Source organism: Massilia litorea (assembly GCF_015101885.1).
Lineage (GTDB): Bacteria > Pseudomonadota > Gammaproteobacteria > Burkholderiales > Burkholderiaceae_D > Telluria > Telluria litorea.
This window is the reverse complement of the sequence record NZ_CP062941.1, coordinates 1,659,287-1,680,458: the sequence shown is the minus strand read 5'-3', so window position 1 is coordinate 1,680,458 and position 21,172 is coordinate 1,659,287. Positions and strand designations below refer to the sequence as shown.

Below are 21,172 nucleotides of genomic sequence, written 5' to 3'. Positions count from 1 at the left end.
TGAGCGTGCATGCGAAACACGTCGCATGCCATGCTAGAACGTCATCGGTCGAGGGACTGTGCGTTAACGAACGCAGCGGCGCGAACGCAGCGGCGCGAACGCAGCGGCCGGATGCTTGCACGCTTGCCACCGGGCGCCGCGCCGGCGCCGGCCGCTCAGGGTGCCAGCAGGGCCAGGCCGCCGGCCAGGTGGCGCACGTTGCCGTGGCCGAGTTGCTGGGCGATCTGCGCCGCCTCGGCGCTGCGCTTGCCGCTGCGGCAGAAGAACACCAGCGGGCGCGTTTCCCGGCACAGCCAGGCGGCGTGATCGGGCAGGCGCGACAGCGGCAGGCTGTAGGCCGCGCGCCCATGCAGCAGCGGCGTGCCGAGCGCGTGCTCGCAGGCTTCGCGCACGTCGATCAGCAGCGCGTCCGGATGGCGGTCGAGGAAGCGTAGCAGCGCGTTGCCGTCCAGCCCGCACGGGATCAGGCCCGTCGATGCCGGCGCCGGTTGCGGCGCGGCGCCGGCGCCGGCGCCGGCCCCGGATCCCGTCACCGGACAGGGCGCTGGCGGCAATGTGCCCAGCGCCTGGCCGCAGCGCGCGATGCGGGCGCAGGCGGCGTCGATGAACGCTTCGTCGGCCAGCGGGCCGAAGGACATGCGCACCGCGTTCGCGCAGCGTTCTTCCGGCAGCCCCATCGCCAGCAGTACGTAACTCGGCGCGGCCTTTGCCGCCGAACAGGCCGAGCCGGCGCTGACCCGCACGCCGGCGGCGTCGAACAGGTCGAGCAAAGCTTTACCGGAGCGGCCCGGCACCGTGAAATTGAGCGTGGTCGGCAGCGCGTGTTCGAAAGGCGCATTGAAGACGAGGCCGGGAAAGGCGGACCATAAGGCGGCGGCGAGACGCGCGCGCGCGGCGGCCATCTGCGCGTGGCTCATGAAGGTACGCCCTTCTTCGAGCGCGCGCAGTACCGCGCCCAGGGCGGCGATGCCGGCCATGTTCTCGGTGCCCGAACGCTGGCCGTCTTCCTGGCCGCCGCCGCACATCAGCGGCGTGAACGGGGCGCCGGCGCGGACATACAGCATGCCGATGCCTTTCGGCGCATACAGCTTGTGGCCGGAGAACGGCGCGTAATCGATGCGGGTGCTGCTCAAGGCCAGCGGCAGCTTGCCGAGCGCCTGCACGCAGTCGACCATCCACCGCGCCGGGCTGGCGGTTTCCTCCAGCACGGCCGCGATGCCGTCCAGGTCGGAGACGATGCCGGTCTCGTTGTTCGCGGCCATCGTGCAAATCAAGGCGGCGCGCGGCGCCAGCGCACGCAGCGTGTCCAGGCGATGGCGGCCGTCGGCGTCGACCGGCAGCGCCTTGATGGTCAGGTTCGTGCCGAGCAGCGCGTTCCAGTGCGCCAGGCTTTCCGGGACGGCCTTGTGTTCGGTCGCGCCATACAGCAGCAGGTCGCCGCACGGCAGTCCGGCCGCACGCCGCTCGCGCACTGCGCACAGGGCCGACAAAACGGCTGTCTGGATGCCCTCGGTGGCGCCGCTGGTGAACAGCAGGCGTCCATCCGGGGCGCCCAGCACGCGGCGTGCGCGGCTGCGCGCATCGTCGAGCAGCGCGCGGGCGCGCAGGCCGGCAGCGTGGCTGCTGCTCGGGTTGCCGAAACACGCGAGCAGTGCGCCCTGCGCGGCCTGGATTGCCGCCGGCAGGACGGGAGAAGTGGCGTTCGCGTCGAGGTAGATTTCACTATGCATAATAATTTGCAAAAAGCGTAAACACGAACGGAGATCGTGTTATTGTTAAGCAATATGTTACAAAGGTTTGATGGAAAGCACGTTCCAAATAAGCTATCAAAAACTAGGTTATTAGCATAGTTGTTCTATTAGTGACGAAAAACTAAAATGAATTCACTGGACAAGTTTGATTGTGCGATTCTCGCCGCACTTCAGGCCGATGCAACCCTGTCGATTTCGGGCCTGAGCGACAAGGTCGGCCTCTCCAGCACGCCTTGCTGGAAGCGCGTCAAGCGCCTCGAGGAAGAGGGGTATATCGAAAGCCGCGTCACCATCGTCAACCGCCAGAAGGTGGGCTTGCCGGTCACGGTGTTCGTCAGCGTGCGCACCCCCGAACACGATGAAAAATGGCTGGAACGCTTTGCCGCCGCCGTCGTCGCCCTGCCCGAAGTGCTGGAATTTCACCGCATGAGCGGCGACGTCGACTACCTGCTGAAGGTCGCCACCACCGACATCGCCGGCTACGACCGCTTCTACAAGAAGCTGATCAAGACCGCACAGCTGAGCGGGGTCTCGTCGGCCTTCTCGATGGAGCAGATCAAGTGCACGACTGCCCTGCCGCTGGAGCTGATTGCGCACGGGTTGCCTGCCTGAGCTGAGCTGCACCGGGCCTTCGTTCTATGCGATGATGCAGGCCGTTCGTATATCAACGGAGACAGGCTGATGCCATCGAAATTCATTATGGCGCCGCTGGCGCTGGCCGCGCTGCTGTGCGCGTCGGATGCCGCGCTCGCGCAAGAACAAGCAGTCAAGATCGGCGTGACCGGCCCGCTCTCGGGCGCGAATGCCTTTGCCGGCAAGGACAACGAAAACGGCGTGCGTCTCGCCGTCGAGGAACTCAACGCCCAGAAGATCAAGGTGGCGGGCAAAACGCTGCGCTTCGAACTGCAATCCGAAGACGATGCCGGCGATCCGAAGCAAGGCGTGACGGTGGCCCAGAAGCTGGTCGACGGCGGCATCAAATTCGTGCTCGGACCGTACAACTCGGGCGTCGCGATTCCGGCGTCGCGCGTCTACAACGACGCCGGCGCCCTGATGTCCACCGTCGGCACCAATCCCAAGATCACCCAAAGCGGCTACAAGGGCGTGTTCCGCATTGTCGCCAGCGATTCGCAGGTCGGCGGCGCGATGGCGAATTACGCCGCGCGTGAATTAAAGCTGAAAAACGTCGGCGTGATCGACGACCGCACCGCCTTCGGCACGGGCATCGCCACCGAATTCAAGCGCCAGGCGCAAGCGGCCGGCATGAAGGTCGCCGGCCACGAGTTCACCAACGACAAGGCCAGCGATTTCGCGGCCATCCTCACCGCGCTGCGCGCGAAAAAGGTCGACGCCATCTTCTTCGGCGGCTATGCGCCGCAAGCCGCGCCGATGGTGCGCCAGATGAAGGCGCTCGGCCTGAACGTGCCGCTGCTCGGCGGCGATACCCTGTGCAGCCCGGAGATGGCCAAACTCGGCGGAGCGGCCGTCGGAGAAAATGTGCGCTGCGCCCAGGCCGGCGCCATCATCGCGAAACAGCCCGCCGGTCCCGCCTTCCTTGCCAAATACAAGGAGCGCTTCAAGCGCGAGCCTGACGTCTACGCCCCTTCGTTCTATGACCAGACCATGTTCATCGCCGCGGCGATGAAGGCCGCGAACAGCCTCGATCCGGCGGCGGTCGGGCAGCAGCTGCGCAGCTCGAGCCACCAGGGTGTGGTCGGCAGCTACGGCTACGACGACAAGGGCAACCTGAAAAAGACGGCGGTGACCGTCTACACGTTTAAAAATGGCGCACTGGCGCCACTGGCTAGTTATTAAGGCAATCACATGAACCAACATTTCAAGCTCGGCGCACTGGCTGCCGCCGCCCTCATCGCCTGTGCACCGGCCATCGGCGCCGACCAGGCCGCAGCGCCAACGAAACAGGTCGCCGCCCATCCGCAAGCCGGCAAGAAGCTCAACGTCCTCGCCGACGAGTACTACGATGCACTGGCGCGTTTCGACCCGGTCTCGGCCAGCGAGAGTGGAGATAACCGCTTCATCGACCAGATCGGCATGTCGATTTCCCCGGTCGAGCGCAGCAGACAGTTCGCGCGCTACAAGGCCTTCCAGAAGCGCCTGCATGCGATCAAGCGGGCGCAGTTGAACAGCCGCGACCAGACCAGCTACGACATCCTCGATTATGAGCTCGGCATGGCGCTGCGCTTCGAGCCCTTCCCCGAGCACCTGCTGCCGCTGAACCAGATGGACAGCATGCCGGTCACGCTGGCGAACTACGCCAGCGGCCAGGGCGCCCAGCCGCTCTCCACCGTGCAGGACTACCGCGCCTACGCCAGCCGCCTGACGCAGCTGGGGCCGTGGGTCGATCAGGCGATCGCCAACATGAAAGAAGGGATCAAGCGCGGCATCGTGCACCCGAAATCGGTGATGCTGTCGGCCCTGCCACAGTTCAAGCAGCTGGCGGCAAGCACGCCGGAGGCCAGCATCTACTACACGCCGATTAAAAACTTCCCGGCCGGTTTCTCGGACGCCGACAAGCGCGCGCTCACCAAGCTGTATGCAGATGCGATCGGCGGCAAACTGAATCCGGCATTGAACCGCCTGGCGACCTTCATCGAGAAGGACTACATTCCGGCCGCGCGCACCAGCACCGGCTGGAACGCGCTGCCGAACGGCGCCGCCTGGTACAAGGTGCGCGTGGCGAGCCAGACGACGACCGACCTGACGCCGGAAGCGATCCACGAGATCGGCCTGAAGGAAGTGGCACGCATCCAGGGAGAATACGGCCGCATCGGCCCGAAGATGGGTTACACGGGCCCTGCGGCCGGCCTGCCGGCCTGGGTGTCGCAGCAGGCGAAGTTCAAGCCATTTAAAACGGAACAGGAAGTCATCGACGTCTACCGCAAGCTCGACGCCCAGCTGCGCACCAAGCTGCCGTCGATGTTCAACCTGCGTCCGAAGTCGCCGCTCGACCTGCGCCTCGAGCCTGAACTGAGCCGCGCCACCGCCTCCGACCACTACACCCCGCCGGCGGTGGACGGCACCCGTCCGGGCGTGTTCTGGTCGGTCGTGAACGACCCGACCCAATACGGCAGCACCGGCATGGTCACGCTGTTCCTGCACGAGGGACAACCGGGCCACCACTTCCATATCGCGCTGGTGCAGGAACTGGGCCTGCCGAATTTCCGCAAATTCGGCGGCAACAACGCGTTTACGGAAGGCTGGGCGCTGTACGCCGAGACCCTGGGCAAGGACATGGGCCTGTTCGACAAGCCGGAAGATTATTTCGGCCACCTGAACGACGAAATGCTGCGCGCCGCGCGTCTTGTCGTCGACACCGGCATCCACACCAAGGGCTGGACGCGCGAGCAGGCCATTCAATATTTCAGCGACACGCTGGGCTACAGCGAGGCCGATTCGCGGGCCCAGATCGAGCGCTACATGGTGTGGCCGGGCCAGGCGCTGGGTTATAAAATCGGCTCCCTCAAAATCCTGGAGTTGCGCCACCGGGCGGAAGCCGCGCTGGGATCGAAGTTCGACCTGCGCGCCTTCCACGACATCGTGCTGGGTGAAGGGACGCTGCCGCTGGCGCTGCTGGAGAAGAAGGTGGATCGCTGGATCGCGGCGTCGAAGTGATCGATCAGGCGCGCAAGTGTTCTTGAGCGGAGTTTGAATCCGATCGGCGATTCCCAACGTATATAGGTTAGCAAGACCACCCACAACCTATAACAACCGAGGAATCGCCATGCGTACATTCAAGAAGACACTGCTCATCGCCGCACTTTTCGCCACCAGCGCCGGCGCCTATGCCCATGCCGCCGACGTCATGGTCGGAGGCCAGAGCATGATGGCCAGTAAGGACATCGTCGACAATGCAGTCAATTCGGCCGACCACACGACGCTGGTCGCGGCAGTCAAGGCTGCGGGCCTGGTCGACACCCTGAAGGGCAAAGGGCCATTCACCGTGTTCGCCCCGACCAACGCCGCCTTTGGCAAACTGCCTGCCGGGACCGTCGATACGCTCGTCAAACCGGAAAACAAGGCGACGCTGACGAAGATCCTGACCTACCACGTCGTCCCCGGCAAATACGATTTCATGGCGCTCAGCGCAGCCATCAAGAAGCAGAACGGAACGGCGGAACTGACGACGGCCAGTGGCGGCAAGCTGAAGTTCATGATGAACGGGATGCACAACATCACCGTCGCGGACGAAAAAGGGCAGACGGCCAATATCAGCACCTACGATGTCTACCAGTCGAACGGCATCATCAACGTCGTCGATAGCGTGTTGATGCCCAAGTAAGGTCAAAGCCGGACCGATCGATGCGGGGCCGCGCGCGGCCCCGCATCCCGGCTTATTTCACGTTGATGAAGGGGACCGCTCCGCCCGACACGTTGGGCAGCTTGCCGTCCCATTTTTCAATGGCCAGCCTCTGGTTTTCCATCTCGCGCAGTCGGATCAATTCGGGCGTCACCTGCTGGCGCTGGATCGCCAGCGATTCGGCTTCGGCACGCGCCTGGGCCACGCGTTGGCGCGCTTCGACCTCGATGCGCAGCAGGTCGCGTTCGGCCTTCAACTTGAGCTGTTCGGCCGTGGTCTTGGCCTCGATCGCTTCGTTGAAGGACTTCGAAAAATTAAAATTCACGATCGAGAACTCGTCGACCACGATCGCGTGGCGCGCCAGCCGTTCGCGCAGCTGGGCTACGATCTGGTCGCGCACGTCGGTACGCTTGGCGATCAGCTCCTCGGCCGTGAAGCGCGCCGTCACCGCTTTCACGGCTTCCTGCACCGAGGGGATGATCATCCGTTCGCCGGGCTCGTTGCCCAGGTCGCGGAACACGGAGACCGCCCCTTCCGGCTTGACGTGGTAGTTCAGCGCCACCCGCGTGTGCACGATCTGCAGGTCGCGCGAGGCGGCATCGCCCTCGCCTTCTCCCTTCTGGATCGACACGTTGACCAGGTTGATCTTCTGCGCCAGCGGGAAGCGGAAGTGGATGCCCTCGCTCAGTACCTCGTTGCTCGGGCTACCGAAGGTCGTCTTCACGCCACGGTGGCCCGCCGGCACGGTGCCGAAGGGCGCCAGGGCGAATAACAGGATCAGCACGATGACCGCGCTGATCAGCTTCAATGCGAGTCCCTTCATGTTTTCCCCTTTTACTTAGTTAGTTTTGCTGAACGATTAAAGTATATCGTTGCTGAACTCTTAAGAATTGAGAATTACCGGAAGGGCCACCGCGGTCTTATTTCTCCGGCGTGATCCGCCACACCACGCCACCGCCGTCATCGACCACCAGCAGCGCGCCATCGGCCGCCACTTCCACCGCCGCCGGCCGGCCCCATACATCGCGGTCGCTCAGCACCATGCCGGTCATGAAGTCCTGGTATTGCCCGGTCGGCACGCCGTTCTTCATCATCACGCGCACGACTTTGTAGCCGGTGCGGGTGGCGCGGTTCCAGGAGCCGTGCAGGGCCAGGAAGATGTCGCCCTCGTACTGTTTCGGGAAAGCGTGCTTCGCACCCGGCGGCGCCTGGTACACCACCATGCCCAGCGGCGCGGAGTGCGACTGGATCAGGGTGTCGGGGACCAGCACCCTGGTTCCAAGATCGGGACGGATACCCTTCAGACGCGGGTCTTCGTTGGCGCCGATGTAATACCACGGCCAGCCGTAGAAGCCGCCCGCTTTTACACGCGTGACGTAGTCCGGCGCCAGGTTGTCGCCCAGTTCGTCGCGCTCGTTCACGCTGCAGAACAAGTCTCCCGTCTTCGGATGCACCAGCATGCCGACGCAGTTGCGCAGGCCGTTGGCGTAGGGCCGGCGGTTGCGGCCGTCGGGGTCGAAGGCCAGCACGGCGGCGCGCTCGGTCTCTTCGCCCCAGGCGGCGCCCACGCCATACTTGGCTTCCCATTGCGCCAGCGGCTGGGGCGGTTTATCTCCGATCTTCGAGGCGTAGTTGGTCGCCGAGCCGACGGACAGGAACAGGGTCTTGCCGTCGTTCGAGAACGCGAGCGTACGCGTGACGTGGCCGCCGCTGGTGTCGCTGATTTTATCCACGACGACTTCCGGCTCGCCCCTGGCCTTCAGGTCGCCGACGCTGTAGGGGAAGCGCACGATCGAGTTGACGTTGGCGACGTACAGGTATGTCGGATGCGCGCCGGCCGGCCACAGGGCCATGCCGTAGGGACGCGAGAGACCGGTGGCGAACACGCCGCTGGTCTCGGCTTTCTCGCCGCCCTGCGAGCGCAGTACGGTGATCTGGCCCTTGGCGGCTTCGGAAATAAAAATGTCGCCGTTCGGCGCGCGCAGCGGCAGGCGCGGCTTGCCGAGATTGTCGGCATAAACACCGACTTTAAAGCCTTTCGGGACGGCGGGCATGGCGCCGTCGGGACGCGGCGCCAGTTTCGGGCCGTTGCCGGCGCTCTCGCTGGCGAAGGGTGCGGCCAGGTCGGCCGGCTTGATGTGGTGCAGGTCGCCGGGTTTGTCGGCGGTCCAGGCGGCACTGTCGCTGGCGGCGGTCTTCGTGCCTGCAGCCGCGGCCGTAGCTTTGCCCCTTTGCGTGGCGAGGAAGTCGATCAGGGCGGCGCGCTGTTTTGCGTCGGAGACGCCGATCGGCATTGCGGTGCCGGGGACGTCCTTGTTCGGGTCGCGCAGGAAGACGTCGAGTTCCTCTTTCGTCCAGGTCTTGCCGGCGGCGCCGGCCTTCGCCAGCGCGTCGGTGTAATTGAAACCAGGGACGGCGGCGGCTTTGCGGCCGATGAGGTTGAACAGACCGGGGCCGGCACGCGAGGTTTGCGCTGGGTCGACCGTGTGGCAGCTGGCGCAGTTCTGGTCGAAATAGGTTTGGCCGGCCGTCGGGGCGGCGTTTGCCGTCGCGGCGAGCGTGACGGCGGCGGCAATCGCGGTGAGATAGTTTTTCATAAGCGTGTTATCGGGAAATTACTCGACCATGAAGACCGGATAGCGGCGCCATTCCGGTTCGCGGTACTTGTCGCAGTGGGCGAAGATGAAGTCGAGGACGGCTTCCTGGTTCGACAGCAGGGCCGGATTGGCCGCTTTCCACTCGGCGAACTTCGCAGCCAGCGCCGGCTCTTCGGCCAGCAGTTTTTCCGCTTCGTCCTCGAACACGTAGTCCGAATACGCTTCCTTCTTTTCCAGCACGCTGTTGAAGAAGCCCCAGCGGAAGAAGCTGTCGTGGGCCTGCGGCTCGAGGGTTTCGACGACGTAGCGCGCCTTGTCCTGGTCGAGGGAGACGATCACGTCGCCGGCGCGCAGCTGCACGGCGCCGCGGCGCTTTTCCAGCTGGACGTCGTCGTGGAACATGTGGCCCTCGTAGGCATTCGGGCGGGAAGAGACCGAGGCGATGTGGTAGTACGCCACATCCTGCATGCGGTCTTGCGTCACGCGCTCGAGCTGTACGCCGTTCAGTTCCAGGCGTTCGATCGCTTCACGCCAGGCCTGCGGGACGATATAGGCCTTCGCTGCGGGGACCGTCACGTCGGCCTTGAAACGGTTGTAGTAGGTGATGTCGCGCTCCCACGGGCTCGAACGGTCGTAGTACAGGCGCGAATAGTCGCCCAGCACGCTCGGCTTGTACCTGGCCTCGTAGCCCTTGAACCGGAAGGTCGACGTGTTCTCTTCGTCCATCACCCAGTGGATCGGCCATTCGGCGCGGGTGCGGCCCGCAGCTTTCGCGGCGCGGCGCAGCTGCCGGATCTGGTCCGCATGCCTGACCGTGAAATCGAGCGCCGTTTCGACCAGGGCGCGCATCGACTCGTAGCGGTCTTTAAAAGGTTTCAGCATGTGCGTCTCGGGCATGAAGCCGATCGTGTGGTGCAGGGCTGCATACCCCGTCGAGAAGCGCGCCGTCTCCAGGAACTCGGCGATGCCGTGGTCCGGGCTGTCCTTGACCGGGTTCACGTAAGGGCAGGTCGGCCAGCCGCGCGCTTCCATCTCGGCGTACAGCGCCGGCAGCATGGTCCCGGTGAGGAAGCCGCCCAGCTCACTCCCCAGTTTATCCGCCTGGGTGTGGATCAGGGTCATCGTGTAGCTGTAGTCGGCGCCGTTGGAAGTATGGGTGTCGACCATCACGTCCGGGTCCCAGGTCGCGAACAGTTTATTGAAAGTCTGGGCCGTCAGGGTGTCGCACTTGACGAAGTCGCGGTTCAGGTCGAGGTGGCGGCTGTTGCCGCGGAAGCCGAACTGCTCGGGGCCGTCCTGGTTGACGCGCGAGGTGTTCGCGCGATTGATGCTGCCGTCGACGTTGTACAAGGGGACGAACAGGAACACGGTTTTTCCCAGCGCCGCCAGCTGCTCCGGCTGGGTACAAAAATCGCGCACCAGCGCCATGCAGGCATCGACGCCTTCAGGCTCGCCCGGGTGGATGCCGTTGTTATTAAAAAAGACCGGACGCCCGGCCGCCTTGATCGCCTCGACTTCGAACACGCCGTCGCTGCTCACCACGCCCGCGTGGATCGGCACGCCGGCATCCGAGGTGCCGACGACGCCGAAGCGCAGCACACTCGGGTAGCGGCGCGCGAGGTCTTCGTACCAGGCGATGCATTCGCCCAGGGTGGTGGTCTGGTTCTGGTTGCCCAGTTCGTAGGGCGTCATCAAAGGGTTCGACATGGCGGTAACGGGGGAGATTGAATCAAGGCGCTACGATACAGCAAATGCGCGCAGATGCGCCTAAGGGTGGGCTGCAATGAGTGGCAGTGCAATGGCCAGCGTCGTGCCCCGTTCGGGCGCGGAACGGACGGTGATCATGCCATTCAAGGCATACACGCGTTCGCGCATGCCGATGATGCCGATGCCCTCGGAGCTGCTGGCCGGATCGAAGCCGTGGCCGTTGTCTTCGACCCCGATGCGCAGCATGTCGTTGGCGGGGTCCAGCACCAGCGTCACCTCGGCGGACGTCGCACTCGCGTGCTTCATGATGTTCGACAGCGCCTCCTGCACGATGCGGTAGGCGGAAATCGCGAGCTCGTTGCCGAGCTTTGAGAAATCGCCTTCCGAGTGGAAGGAGAAGCGGCAGCCGGAACTGTCGTAATGGCGCAGCATCTCCTCGACCGCGCCGTGCAGGCCCAGCATGTCGAGCACCTCGGGGCGCAAGCGCCGCACCAGGCGGCGGCCGTTGGCGTACAGGTCGAGCGCGAGCCTGGTGATGGCTTGCGCTTTAGTCCGGATGTCCTCGATCTCCGGCGCCGGCGGCGCTTTCGAAGCGAGCGTGACTATGCTCTGTGCCTCCAGCCGCACCGCGATCAGCGACGCGTTGAGCTCATCGTGGATCTCGACCGCGATGCTCTTTCGTTCATCCTCGATGATGCTGTTCACCTTCTGGATCAGTTTTCGTTTATCCGCGTCGGCGCGCAGCGCCTCGTTGCGCGACGCGACCAGGTCGCGCGTACGCTCGGTCACCTTGTTTTCCAGGTCCTGGGTCGACTGGTCGAGCGCGACCGACATCTCGCCGATCGAGGCCTGCAGCTCCCCTACTTCGCCGCCGGTCGTCACCGGCAGGTCGACCCGGTAGCTGCCGCCGCGAATCGAGCGCAGCGCGCCGATCGCTTCTTTCAAGGGCAGCGTCAACGAGCGCGCCAGCACCCAGGCCAGCACGCCGGAAGCAAGCAGCGCCAGCGCAGCCATCGCCAGCTCGATCCGGAAGCGCCGGCCCTGCTTGTCCAGCATGTTCGAAGGCGACATCCGCACCCGCACCGCGCCCACGATCTCCGTGGTCAGCGTGGGCGGACGCGCCTCACTCGAGGCCGAGACGTGGGGGGTGCCGTTGTCCGTGAACAGGTTGATCCACACGACCTGCTTGCGGATCGGCGCTTCGTAATAATGCGGCTCGGCGTCCTGCGCCGTCTCCGAGGTGACGCGCACCGCGCGCTTGCCGCTGGCGTCGACCACGTCGACCCGGTAGATGCTTTTATCGGACTGCACCAGGCCGTTGATGGTCAGGCGCAGGTCGGTGAGATTACCGGAGATGACGTTGTATTCGCTGGTTTCGGCCAGCGCCCGCGCCAGGATGCGGCCACGCTCGCTCAGCTCTTCGGCCACCTGCGCCCGGTGCGCATACCAGGAGTAACCCATGAAGGCAGCGAACAGGAACACCACCGGCAGCATGGTAATGAACGCCATGCGCAGGCCGATGCTCCAGCTGCGCCAGAAATATAAACTCATGGCCGCGCACGCGCAAAGCGGCGCGCCTCGTCGCTGACGGCGATGTCGAGCGAGCGGGCGACGCCTTCGTTGATCGCGGTACGGAAGTAACGCGGGAATTGCGGCGGCGGCAAATCTCCGGTCGCGACAAAACTGGCCGCCATTTCGGCCACCTGGGCGTTGATGTCCTCGATCTCGGAATAGGTCGTGGCGAGGGCGCCCACTTTCACCATGTCGCTCGAAAAACCGATCACGGCCTGCTTGCGGCGGTAGGTCGAGAGCAGGATGTTGCGGATGTTTTCGGGGTTGTAGATCGCACTGTCGGGCAGCGCCAGCAGCACTTCGCTGCGTTTGACACGCGCCAGCACGTCGCCCAGGTCGTCCTCGCGCCCGGCCTGCAAAACCTCGGCCTGGCCGATCAGTGCCGGTTGCAGGAAGGCGGTATCGGGTCCGAGGATGGCGGCCACGCGCACCGGCCGCCGGTACAGCAGCGCGGCCAGGCGCACCTGGTCGCTTGGCGCCGGCTCGGCGTACACCGCGGTCATCATGCGCGCACGGGCGGCAGGCAGGCGATCGACAATCGCATGCCAGACCTGGCTCGAGGTAAAGGCGGAGATCACCACGCAGTCGCAACGGCGTGCGGCGGCTTCACGCAGCGCGTCCGGGCCGATCGCCACATAGACCATGCGCCGCCGCTGGGCCAGTTCGGTGCGGAAGGCGGCGAAGGTCGGCACCAGGCGTTTATATAAATCTTCGGCGATACGCACGGTAAGGCCGCTGTCGTCGCCGGTGAAGATCTGGAAGCGGTAGCCGGAGGCGGGTGTCACCGGCGCGGCAACGGCGACGCCGGCGACTAGCACCAGCGCCGCGGCGAGGAAGCGCAGGCGTGTCAAGGCCGGGCGCATCGCGTCAAGGCTGGATCAGGCCATATTTCACGGCCAGTTTCGTGATGTGGGCCTGGCGCTCGACGCCCAGCTTTTCCTTGATCGACTGGCTGGTATTGCTGATGGTTTTGGTGGACAGGTTCAGCTTCTCGGCGATTTCTCCGTTGGTCAGGCCTTCGGCCATCAGCTTGAAAATCTCGAGCCCGCGTTCGTCCAGCTGCGACTGCGGCGAAACGTCCCCGCGCACCGCGATGCTGGCCAGCCGCTCGGCGATCTGCGGCGGGAAATACAGCTTGCCGGCGTTCGCCTGGCGCACCGCCGCCGCCAGGTCGGCCGGGTCGCAATCCTTGGTCACGAAGGCGTGGGCGCCGATGCGGTAGGTTTCCTTGATCAGGCTATCCTGGTCGAACTGGCTGAGGAAGACCACCTTCGCCTGCGGGTCGGCGCGCAGGATGTTCTGGGCCGCGTCGAGCCCCGTCAATTCCGTGCCGAAGCGGATGTCGAGCACGACGACGTCCGGCTGCTGCTCGGCGTACAGCGCCACGGCTTCGCTCGGGGTGCGCGCCTGGGCGACGACATCCATGCCTTCGGCCGCCAGCGACATCGCAAACCCCGTCATCACGATCGGGTGGTCGTCGGCCAGCATGACGCGAATTGCTTTTGGGTTTGTCACTCTTCTCTCCGTTTCTTACATCCGCTTACCAATGTCTGGCAGTTATGTGTGCCAGCCGACAGAAGCCGGATCAGGTATGGGTTGATTATTTCATACAACGGCGGAGGAAGCGAGGACTCCCTTGCCCCGTAGCGCGCCCGCAAATCCTCCGCTCATTGCCAGGATGGCATACACGATTGCCAAGAAAACGCTTTACGCATTGCTACCTAATGGCATATATTGTTTCCACACCTTAGACATATGCAGCACTTTCCGTAAGCAAAAGCCCGGTCAGCCGTCCGCCGGGCATAACAACAAGGAGATCGCCATGCATTTCTCGCACATGCGCCCGAATAGCGGCAGCAAAGCCGGCAAGTTCGCCCTGGTCGCAGGTCTGCACGCCCTGATCGCGGCCGGCGTCGTCAACATGATGAACAACAAGGTCATTTCACTGCCTTCGCTGCCGAAAGACCTGACCGTGTTCATGACGCCGGAACCGGTCGTGCCGCCGCCGCCGCCGCCCGAACCCCCGACCGTGAAGCCGAAGCTTGCGCCGCCGGACGTCGTGGTGCCGAAGGTCGAAGTCGAGGTGCCGCCGCCGGTCGAGAACCCGGTGCAGGCGAGGACCGAGGTCGCGCCGGTCCAGGAACCGGCGCAGCCGGCGCAGTCCGAAGCGCCGGCCCAGCCGACTAATCCATCGTCGAACCCGGGCACGATGCGCAGCGCCGTGCTGGCCGATGCCAACGGCTGCGCCAAGCCGAACTATCCGGCGAATGCCGCCCGCAACGGCGAGACGGGCACCGTGACGCTGGCCCTGCTGGTCGGTACCGACGGGCGTGTGACGAGTTCGCGGGTGCAGAAGTCGAGCGGTTCGCGCGATCTCGACCGGGCCGCCGTCAACGCCCTCAGCCTGTGCCAGTTCAAGCCGGGCATGAACAACGGCGTACCCGAAGCCGGCTGGGCGCAGATCGCCTACGTCTGGTCGCTCGAATAATGTAAATCGTTTCCGTTTTACCCGCCAACCTTCAGCCTGGCGGGTTTTTTTGTGCCTGCGCTGGCAGGCCCCTGTTCGGCCCTCGATCACACAAGGATGCGGTCCATGCTTTCCGATTCAGCCCTGCCTTCCTCCGCCGGCTTCGCTGCGGCATCCATCCTGCTTGCCTTTCTCGCCTGGCTGGCGCTCGGTCCCACGCAGCCGTCCTTGCCGGCACCCGCTCCCGTGAACGCGCCGGCGGCACAGTTTTCGGCGGCACGCGCGGTGGGGGATCTGAACGAGCTGGCGCGCGTACCGCGTCCGATCGCCAGCAGCGCCAACCACGCCGCACGCGCGTATCTGCTCGCACGCCTGCGCGCCATCGGCCTCGAACCGCAGGTCCAGCGCGCCCTCGTGCAAAAAAACTATGTCGACTACAACGCCAATTACGAGACGACGATGGGCATCGTGCACAACGTGCTGGTGCGCCTGCCCGGCACCGCGCCCGACCGCCTGCGCCGTCCCAGCCTGCTGCTGGTCGCCCACATCGACAGCGATCCCGCCAGTCTCGGCGCCAGCGGCGCGGCGCCCGTGGCGGCGCTGGTCGAGACCTTGCGCGCCCTGCGTGCCGGCGCCGCGCTCGAAAATGACGTATTGGTGCTGTTTGCCGACGGCGAGCACGTGGGCAGCCTCGGCATGCAGGCCTTCGCCGAGCAGCACCCCTGGGCGCGCGAGGTCGGGCTGGCGCTGCGCTTCGATGGCGGCGGCAGCGGCGGGCCGATTGCGCTGTATAACACCCTGGGCGCAAATACCGCGGCGATCGACGGCTGGCTGCGCGCGGCGCCCGAGGTCCAGGGCTCGTCCCTGATGCACGAGGTCCACCAGCTGGCGCCCGGCGCGCTGCGCATCCGCGCACTTGGCCTGCTGGGGGTACCGGTGCTGCAGTTTGCGCATACGGGCCGTCCGTTCGGCGGCGACGGCGCCCTCGACACGCCGCAGCGCTACGAACGCGCAACCCTGCAGCAGATGGGAGAAACGATGCTGCGCCTGGCGCGCGAGTATGGACACGGGCGCATCGATCCGCAGCCCGCGACAGGCCAGGTAGTTTTCCCGCTGCCGGGCGTCGGCACCGTGCATTACAGCGGGGCGCTGGTCTGGCCCTTGACTCGCCTGACCTGCCTGCTGCTGGTGGGCGCGGTCTGCATCGCGATGCAACGCTCCGGCGTGCGCTATCCGGCCCTGCTGCAGGCCTTTTTCATTGTCCCCTCGCTCGCGGTGGCGCTCGGCATCGGCGCCTGGCAGTTGTGGATGCAGGTGCCGGAACTGCACCGCGCCTGGCATCCGGCTACACCCGAACCTGCGCGCCATGCCCTGCTGTATCTGGCTGCCGTGTGCGCGCTGTGCGCCGCCGTGTTCATCGCCGCCCAGCGGCAACTGGCGCGGCTGACCGGTACGGCGGCGGCGATGCTGGCCGGCCTCGCCTGCCTCGTGCTGGTGCTGGTGCTGGCGAGCTGGCTGGCGCCCGGCGCCAGCTACCTGGTCCTGTGGCCGGTGCTGGCGGCGCTGGCCTCGTTCATCGCCCTGCATTCGCGCCGGGTCGCGGCATGGCCGGGGGTTGCGCGGCTGGCCGTGCTGGTCGGCGGCGTGCTGCCGGCCGTGGTGCTGGTGCTGCCGGTGCTGCGCGAGAGTTACCTGGTGCTCTCGCCGCAGCGCATGAACGTGCCGGTCGCGATGCTGGCCCTGGTGCTGGGCGTGTCGACCCTGCTGCTGTCCGGCGCGCGGCGCTACCTGGCGCGCACCCTGCTGCTCTGCGGCCTCGGCGGCCTGGCGCTGGCCGGCAGCGCAGATGAAATCGAGGAGCCGGCGCCGCTGCGGGCGAATGCACTGGTCTATTACAAGGACATGCCGAGCTGGGACGCCTACTGGCTGCATCCGGCGGGGGAACTCGACCCGTGGGAGCGGCAGCTGTTCGCCAACCTGAAGGAACCCTACACATTCGTCAACGTCTTCGGCTGGGACAGTCCGCGCCAGTGGTATGCCTGGGCGCCGCGCGACGGTTTGCAGTTCCCCTTCGTGCGGATTCTGCGCAACGGCAAGGCGCCGCAGCGCCACGCCGACTTCACGCTGGTATCGCAGAACCGCGCACCGCAGGTGCGCTTGATGGTGACCGGTGCGCGGCCGACGCGGGTGACGGTCAACGGACGCCCCCTGCTCGACAAGGAAGCGAAGACGCTGACGATGGTGCTGTACGGGATGGAGGACACCCTGCTGCACTTCCGGATCGAGGTGCTGTCCGATCCGATTTTTGCGGTGCGCATCGAGGAAGTGCTGCCCGGGTTGCCGGAACGGCTGCTGCCGCCACGACCGGCGGCCACGCCGCTGGTGCCACTGAGCGGGCAATCGATCGCGGCCGATACGCTGTGGTTTTACTGAGGCCGCCTGGACTACACGCTTGCACTACAATACAGCGCGCACCGACCGTGCGCGCCCATCAACCACCGCAGCAGGATTCCATGTACAAGATCGTCTCCGCCGTCGCCCTCACCGCCCTCGCCAGCAGCCTGGCAGTCGCCTATCCCGTCCACGCCGCCCCCGCCAGCGCACAAGCCGCCGTGGTAAAAGAAGCGCCCTTGCGCGGCCACCTGTCCTTCCTGGCGTCCGACGCCCTGGAGGGCCGCGGCACCGGCCAGCGCGGCGGGGAATTGACCGTGACTTACCTGGAATCGCAAGCGATGGCCGCCGGCCTGAAGCCGGCCAACGGCAGCAGCTACCGCCAGGAGGTCAAGATTGCAGGCGTGCGTCCGCTGCCGCAGCAAAGCAATGTGGCGATCGTTGCCGGTGGCCAGGCGCTGCCGATGAGCTTCGGCGCGGACTGGGTCTGGGCGCCGGGCGACGCGAAAGCGGAGCACAGCATGGACGCGGAACTGGTCTTCGTCGGCTACGGCATCACGGCCCCGGAAGAAGGCTGGGACGACTATAAAGGCCTGGACGCGAAGGGCAAGGTCCTGGTCATGATGGTCAACGATCCGGCACCCACCGCAGCGGAACCGAAGCGTTTCAACGGCGCCGGCCTGACTTATTACGGCCGCTGGACGTATAAACTGCAGGAGGCGGCGCGCCAGGGCGCGGCCGGCGTCCTGCTGATCCACACGGATGCATCGGCCTCCTACGGCTGGAGCGTGGTGCAGAACAGCTGGGCCGCCGCCGAGCGCTTTCAACTTGCCGACGCCGACCTCGGCACCGGCATGCAGGGCTGGATGACCGACGCCGCCGCCCGTAAATTATTTGCAGCTGCCGGCCAGGACCTCGACAAACTGCGCGCCGCCGCTGAAGACAAATCGTTCAAACCGGTGTCCCTGAACGCGCGCGTAAAAGGCGAGACCCGCGCCGCGGTGCGTACGCTGAACGAATACAACGTGGCCGGTATTGTGCCGGGCACCGACCCGAAGCTGAAGGACGAAGTCGTCATCTACAGCGCCCACTGGGACCACATGGGCAAGCAGGGAACCGAGGGCGACACGATTTTCAACGGCGCCGTCGACAATGCCTCGGGCACGGCCGGCCTGCTGGCGATGGCGCAGGAAGCGGCGCGCCATCCCGGCAAGCGCTCGCAGATGTTCCTGTGGGTCGCGGCCGAAGAACAAGGCCTGCTGGGCAGCGCGGCCTACGCCGCCCGTCCGCTGTGGCCGGCCGAAAAAACCGCCGCCAACCTGAACCTGGACAGCCTGAATTTCGTCGGAGCGGCCAAGGACATCGGCGTCTCCGGCAGCGAGCGCACCGAGCTGGGCGCGATGGCGGCAGCGACCGCAAAAGCGATGGGCCTGACGGTGGCGCCGGCCAAGCCGGACCTGGCCGGCGGCTACTTCCGCAGCGACCATTTCAGTTTTGCCAAAGCCGGCATCCCGGCCTTCTCGGTGGGCGGCGGCAGCGCCTGGGTCAAGGATGTCGAGGCCAACAACGCCAAGGCCAAGGCCTATCGGGCTCGCTACCACCAGGTCAACGACGAATACGATCCGAGCTGGGATTTAAGCGGCATGGTGCAGCAGGCGCAGTTCACGCTGAACCTGGGCCGCATGGTGGCCGACTCGCCGAAGATGCCGGCCTGGAAAGCGGGCGACGCCTTCGGCAGGGTGCGCGCGGCGGCGAAGTAATTCCGCTCGTTTGAATTAAAAACGCCCGGTCATCGCTGACCGGGCGTTGTTGTTTGCGCCGCGCGGATTACTTATCTCACTCGATAATTCCGCACACAATCCGCGCCCCGCCCCCGCCGAGCGGCGCGGGATGATCCGCATGATTATCCCCACCCGCGTGCACCATCAGCGCCTTGCCGCGCACATCCGCGAGTTTCAAGCGCGGCGCCAGCACCGGATTGTTCGCCGCCCCCGAGCTTTCGACATACAGGGCCGGCAGATCGCCGATGTGTCCATCTCCCCATGGCAGGCCATGCTTCTTGCTGCCCGTCGTGTCCAGGTGCGCGCCCGCCGCTCCTGCCGGCACCGGCTTGCCATCCTTCTGGTTGGTGGCGCAGCTGCCGTTCTCGTGCACGTGGAAGCCGTGAATACCCGGCGGCAGGCCGGTCAGGGCCGGCGTGAACACCAGGCCGAATTTCGATTCGCTGATCGTCACGGTGCCGCTCGACTTGCCGACGCCGACCTCCGACACCGCATTCATCGTCGCGCGCATCTCGGCCGCATGCACGGCCGCCGCCGCGTAGCTCGAGCAGAGTACCAATGCGCAGATCCATTGAGCTTTCATGTCACTCCCTTTCAGTCATCCGGTTATTGAACGAAACGGGCCAACCGGATCAGTGTAGTGCATTCGAACCGATGAGGGAGTCCGGCTCACGGCACCGGCTCAGCGATCGGGACGCACTCCGGTGAACCAGGCGACCGCTTCCAGCGCCACCTCCGGCGGAATCACGTGGCCGCCTTCGAACTCGCGGTAGGTCAAGCCATACCCCGCAGCCTGCAACTGCTGCGCGATCCGGCGCCCGCAGGGGTCGATCGGCAGCACGGTGTCGCCGGCGCCGTGGGACACGAAAATCTGCGGCCGGCCCCGCTCGTCGATGGGGCCGATGAAGCCGGGCGAGAACGCCAGCACATGGGTGAACAAGTCGCCATTGGCCAGCCCCAGCGTCAGCGCATACGAGGCGCCGTCCGAAAAGCCGCCGATGCCGATATGCGCCGGGTCGATCGCATAGTGCTTGAACACATAGTCGAGCGAGCGGTCGGCCAGGGCGAGGTCGGCTCCGTAGGCGCGGCGGGCGATGATGTCCCAGGTGGAGGCGTGCGAGGCCGGCGCCACCAGGATCAAATTGGCTTTGTCGGCCAGGTGCAGCAGGATGCGCAAACCGTCGTGGGCATGGCCGCCGGCGCCGTGCAGCAGCAGCACCAGGGGCAGCGGCAGCTCGGGGCGGTAATGCGGCGGCACATAGATATAACTGTCGCGCCGGCTGCCCAGTCCAAGCTTTTGCAGGCCGGGTTCGAACGGCGGCGGGTGGGCGTTGCGCGTTGTATAAGTCGTGCTGAGATGGCCTCGGTCCTTCATTGCCGCCCTCCTTCGTCGCGTCGGCAGGAGCAGTGTAGGACGGGGCGCCCACGCGCGGCGCGAGGTTTACTGGTGCAGCGCCCTCGCGAGTTCGTCGAGCACACTGTCGGTGTCCCTGATCGTCGCGTAGTCGCTCATCAGGTTGGCGAGCGCCATCGCGTGCACCTCATCCGGGCTGCGCTGCACGCCCGCGTAATCGCGCAGCGCGAAGGCGAAGGTGGCGTCGGAGACGACGATGGTGTTGAAACCCAGGTTGCCGGCCGTGCGGGCGCTCGCTTCCACGGAGTTATTCGTGCTGACGCCGGCCAGCACGAGCTCGTTCAGCCCGCGCACGCGCAGCCAGCGCTCGAGCGCGCTGTTGATAAAAGCGTCCGGGACGTTCTTCTCGACCACGTGTTCATGCGCCAGTGGTGTCAACGCTTCCTGGAACTCGGCGCCGGATTGGCCGGGCGCGAACAGGGAAGTCGACGAGCGCGAGATGTGGCGCACGTGGACGACCGGCGCTCCGGCCTTGCGCCAGGCCTGCAATAGCCGGGCGATGTTGTCTTCCGCCTGCGGGTTGTTGCGGCGGCCCGCGGCCTGATCGGCCATGCCCTTTTGCATGTCGATGATGATGAGGCAGGGTTTGTTCATGGGTCCTTGGTGGATCAGTTGAGTTTCAGCTGCCAGTAGCCGACATCGACCCAGCGCCCGAATTTCAGTCCCACTTCGCTGAAGTGCGCAACCTTCGTAAAACCCAGCCGCTCGTGCAGGCGCACGCTCGCTTCGTTCGGCTGGGCGATGCCGCCGATGACGAGGTGCAGTTCGCGTTGGCGCAGCTCGGCCAGCAGGGCCTGGTACAGCAGCGTGCCGGCGCCCTTCCCGGCGTGGTCCGGGTCGAGATACACCGAGCTTTCGACGGCAAAACGATAGGCGGCGCGGACGCGCCACTTGGTGGCATAAGCGTAGCCGATCAGTTTCTCTCCTTCCTCCATGACGAGCCAGGGCAGGTTCGCAGAGGCGACGTCCGCGATACGCTGGGCCATCTGGGCGGGTTCTACCGGTTCTTCTTCGAAGGAAATCGTCGTGGTGGCGATGTAGTGGTTGTAGATGGTGCAGATGCGCTCGGCATCGGCGGAAGTGGCGGGACGGATTGTACTGGGGAGAGTCATCGCGGATCGGCTGGTCGTTAAATGCACATCAGGCAACTATCTTTGCAGTGTAGCGTGCATCT

At 65.5% G+C, this 21,172-nt stretch carries 18 protein-coding genes; 7 read left to right on the top strand and 11 right to left on the bottom strand.

The annotated features are described in order from the left end of the window. Positions 1-155 precede the first annotated feature (155 nt). Positions 156-1,730, bottom strand: a complete 1,575-nt coding sequence (locus LPB04_RS07455) for an aminotransferase class V-fold PLP-dependent enzyme (RefSeq protein WP_193688082.1) — start codon at positions 1,728-1,730, stop codon at positions 156-158. 147 nt (positions 1,731-1,877) lie between these two features. Here LPB04_RS07455 and LPB04_RS07450 point away from each other — a divergent pair, with 147 nt between their 5' ends. The 4 genes from LPB04_RS07450 to LPB04_RS07435 all read left to right on the top strand — a co-directional run bounded on the left by LPB04_RS07450 (position 1,878) and on the right by LPB04_RS07435 (position 6,051). Next, a complete protein-coding gene (locus LPB04_RS07450; RefSeq protein WP_192055808.1) occupies positions 1,878-2,363 on the top strand; it encodes an Lrp/AsnC family transcriptional regulator in 486 nt (161 codons plus the stop codon). A 69-nt stretch (positions 2,364-2,432) separates the two neighbouring features. Further along, entirely contained in the window at positions 2,433-3,566 is a 1,134-nt protein-coding gene (locus LPB04_RS07445; protein WP_193688081.1) for a branched-chain amino acid ABC transporter substrate-binding protein, read from the top strand. A 9-nt stretch (positions 3,567-3,575) separates the two neighbouring features. Then, positions 3,576-5,384, top strand: coding sequence for a DUF885 domain-containing protein (locus LPB04_RS07440; RefSeq protein ID WP_193688080.1), 1,809 nt, complete (start codon positions 3,576-3,578; stop codon positions 5,382-5,384). 190 nt (positions 5,385-5,574) lie between these two features. Then, entirely contained in the window at positions 5,575-6,051 is a 477-nt protein-coding gene (locus LPB04_RS07435; RefSeq protein ID WP_227496736.1) for a fasciclin domain-containing protein, read from the top strand. A 52-nt stretch (positions 6,052-6,103) separates the two neighbouring features. Here the strand turns inward: LPB04_RS07435 and LPB04_RS07430 are convergent, their stop codons facing one another. From LPB04_RS07430 to LPB04_RS07405, 6 genes are all read right to left on the bottom strand, one after another. Further along, positions 6,104-6,892: a prohibitin family protein gene (locus tag LPB04_RS07430; RefSeq protein ID WP_193688078.1), complete on the bottom strand. Its 789-nt coding sequence runs from the start codon at positions 6,890-6,892 to the stop codon at positions 6,104-6,106. 97 nt (positions 6,893-6,989) lie between these two features. Further along, a complete protein-coding gene (locus LPB04_RS07425; RefSeq protein ID WP_193688077.1) occupies positions 6,990-8,666 on the bottom strand; it encodes a PQQ-dependent sugar dehydrogenase in 1,677 nt (558 codons plus the stop codon). An 18-nt stretch (positions 8,667-8,684) separates the two neighbouring features. Then, complete coding sequence (locus LPB04_RS07420) at positions 8,685-10,373, bottom strand: M14 family zinc carboxypeptidase (RefSeq protein ID WP_193688076.1); 1,689 nt, start codon at positions 10,371-10,373, stop codon at positions 8,685-8,687. A 60-nt stretch (positions 10,374-10,433) separates the two neighbouring features. Continuing rightward, positions 10,434-11,924, bottom strand: coding sequence for a sensor histidine kinase (locus LPB04_RS07415; protein WP_193688075.1), 1,491 nt, complete (start codon positions 11,922-11,924; stop codon positions 10,434-10,436). Further along, positions 11,921-12,796, bottom strand: a complete 876-nt coding sequence (locus LPB04_RS07410) for a hypothetical protein (RefSeq protein WP_227496651.1) — start codon at positions 12,794-12,796, stop codon at positions 11,921-11,923. Before LPB04_RS07410 ends, LPB04_RS07415 begins: the two co-directional genes overlap by 4 nt. Positions 12,797-12,812: 16 nt before the next feature. Next, positions 12,813-13,460, bottom strand: coding sequence for a response regulator (locus tag LPB04_RS07405; RefSeq protein ID WP_227496650.1), 648 nt, complete (start codon positions 13,458-13,460; stop codon positions 12,813-12,815). Positions 13,461-13,767: 307 nt separating this feature from the next. Here LPB04_RS07405 and LPB04_RS07400 point away from each other — a divergent pair, with 307 nt between their 5' ends. From LPB04_RS07400 to LPB04_RS07390, 3 genes are all read left to right on the top strand, one after another. Beyond that, positions 13,768-14,433: an energy transducer TonB gene (locus LPB04_RS07400; protein ID WP_193688074.1), complete on the top strand. Its 666-nt coding sequence runs from the start codon at positions 13,768-13,770 to the stop codon at positions 14,431-14,433. Between the two features lie 105 nt (positions 14,434-14,538). Then, positions 14,539-16,845 carry a M28 family peptidase gene (locus tag LPB04_RS07395; protein ID WP_193688073.1) on the top strand — a complete coding sequence of 769 codons (2,307 nt, stop codon included), beginning with the start codon at positions 14,539-14,541 and terminating at the stop codon, positions 16,843-16,845. A gap of 80 nt (positions 16,846-16,925) precedes the next feature. Then, positions 16,926-18,563, top strand: coding sequence for a M28 family peptidase (locus tag LPB04_RS07390; protein ID WP_193688072.1), 1,638 nt, complete (start codon positions 16,926-16,928; stop codon positions 18,561-18,563). Positions 18,564-18,639: 76 nt separating this feature from the next. Here LPB04_RS07390 and sodC read toward each other — a convergent pair whose 3' ends face one another. The 4 genes from sodC to LPB04_RS07370 all read right to left on the bottom strand — a co-directional run bounded on the left by sodC (position 18,640) and on the right by LPB04_RS07370 (position 21,110). Then, positions 18,640-19,167, bottom strand: a complete 528-nt coding sequence (gene sodC / locus LPB04_RS07385; protein ID WP_193688071.1) for a superoxide dismutase family protein — start codon at positions 19,165-19,167, stop codon at positions 18,640-18,642. Positions 19,168-19,266: 99 nt separating this feature from the next. Next, a complete protein-coding gene (locus tag LPB04_RS07380) occupies positions 19,267-19,959 on the bottom strand; it encodes an alpha/beta hydrolase (RefSeq protein ID WP_193688070.1) in 693 nt (230 codons plus the stop codon). Between the two features lie 66 nt (positions 19,960-20,025). Beyond that, on the bottom strand, positions 20,026-20,592 hold the full coding sequence (locus LPB04_RS07375) for a cysteine hydrolase family protein (RefSeq protein ID WP_193688069.1): 567 nt from the start codon (positions 20,590-20,592) through the stop codon (positions 20,026-20,028). A 14-nt stretch (positions 20,593-20,606) separates the two neighbouring features. Further along, entirely contained in the window at positions 20,607-21,110 is a 504-nt protein-coding gene (locus LPB04_RS07370) for an arsinothricin resistance N-acetyltransferase ArsN1 family B (RefSeq protein ID WP_193688068.1), read from the bottom strand. Positions 21,111-21,172: the final 62 nt, after the last annotated feature.

Coding starts and splice junctions, on each gene's coding strand:
- LPB04_RS07455 (WP_193688082.1), bottom strand. CDS start 1,730: ATGCATAGTGAAATCTACCTCGACGCGAACGCCACTTCTCCCGTCCTG.
- LPB04_RS07450 (WP_192055808.1), top strand. CDS start 1,878: ATGAATTCACTGGACAAGTTTGATTGTGCGATTCTCGCCGCACTTCAG.
- LPB04_RS07445 (WP_193688081.1), top strand. CDS start 2,433: ATGCCATCGAAATTCATTATGGCGCCGCTGGCGCTGGCCGCGCTGCTG.
- LPB04_RS07440 (WP_193688080.1), top strand. CDS start 3,576: ATGAACCAACATTTCAAGCTCGGCGCACTGGCTGCCGCCGCCCTCATC.
- LPB04_RS07435 (WP_227496736.1), top strand. CDS start 5,575: ATGGTCGGAGGCCAGAGCATGATGGCCAGTAAGGACATCGTCGACAAT.
- LPB04_RS07430 (WP_193688078.1), bottom strand. CDS start 6,892: ATGAAGGGACTCGCATTGAAGCTGATCAGCGCGGTCATCGTGCTGATC.
- LPB04_RS07425 (WP_193688077.1), bottom strand. CDS start 8,666: ATGAAAAACTATCTCACCGCGATTGCCGCCGCCGTCACGCTCGCCGCG.
- LPB04_RS07420 (WP_193688076.1), bottom strand. CDS start 10,373: ATGTCGAACCCTTTGATGACGCCCTACGAACTGGGCAACCAGAACCAG.
- LPB04_RS07415 (WP_193688075.1), bottom strand. CDS start 11,924: ATGAGTTTATATTTCTGGCGCAGCTGGAGCATCGGCCTGCGCATGGCG.
- LPB04_RS07400 (WP_193688074.1), top strand. CDS start 13,768: ATGCATTTCTCGCACATGCGCCCGAATAGCGGCAGCAAAGCCGGCAAG.
- LPB04_RS07395 (WP_193688073.1), top strand. CDS start 14,539: ATGCTTTCCGATTCAGCCCTGCCTTCCTCCGCCGGCTTCGCTGCGGCA.
- LPB04_RS07390 (WP_193688072.1), top strand. CDS start 16,926: ATGTACAAGATCGTCTCCGCCGTCGCCCTCACCGCCCTCGCCAGCAGC.
- sodC (WP_193688071.1), bottom strand. CDS start 19,167: ATGAAAGCTCAATGGATCTGCGCATTGGTACTCTGCTCGAGCTACGCG.
- LPB04_RS07380 (WP_193688070.1), bottom strand. CDS start 19,959: ATGAAGGACCGAGGCCATCTCAGCACGACTTATACAACGCGCAACGCC.
- LPB04_RS07375 (WP_193688069.1), bottom strand. CDS start 20,592: ATGAACAAACCCTGCCTCATCATCATCGACATGCAAAAGGGCATGGCC.
- LPB04_RS07370 (WP_193688068.1), bottom strand. CDS start 21,110: ATGACTCTCCCCAGTACAATCCGTCCCGCCACTTCCGCCGATGCCGAG.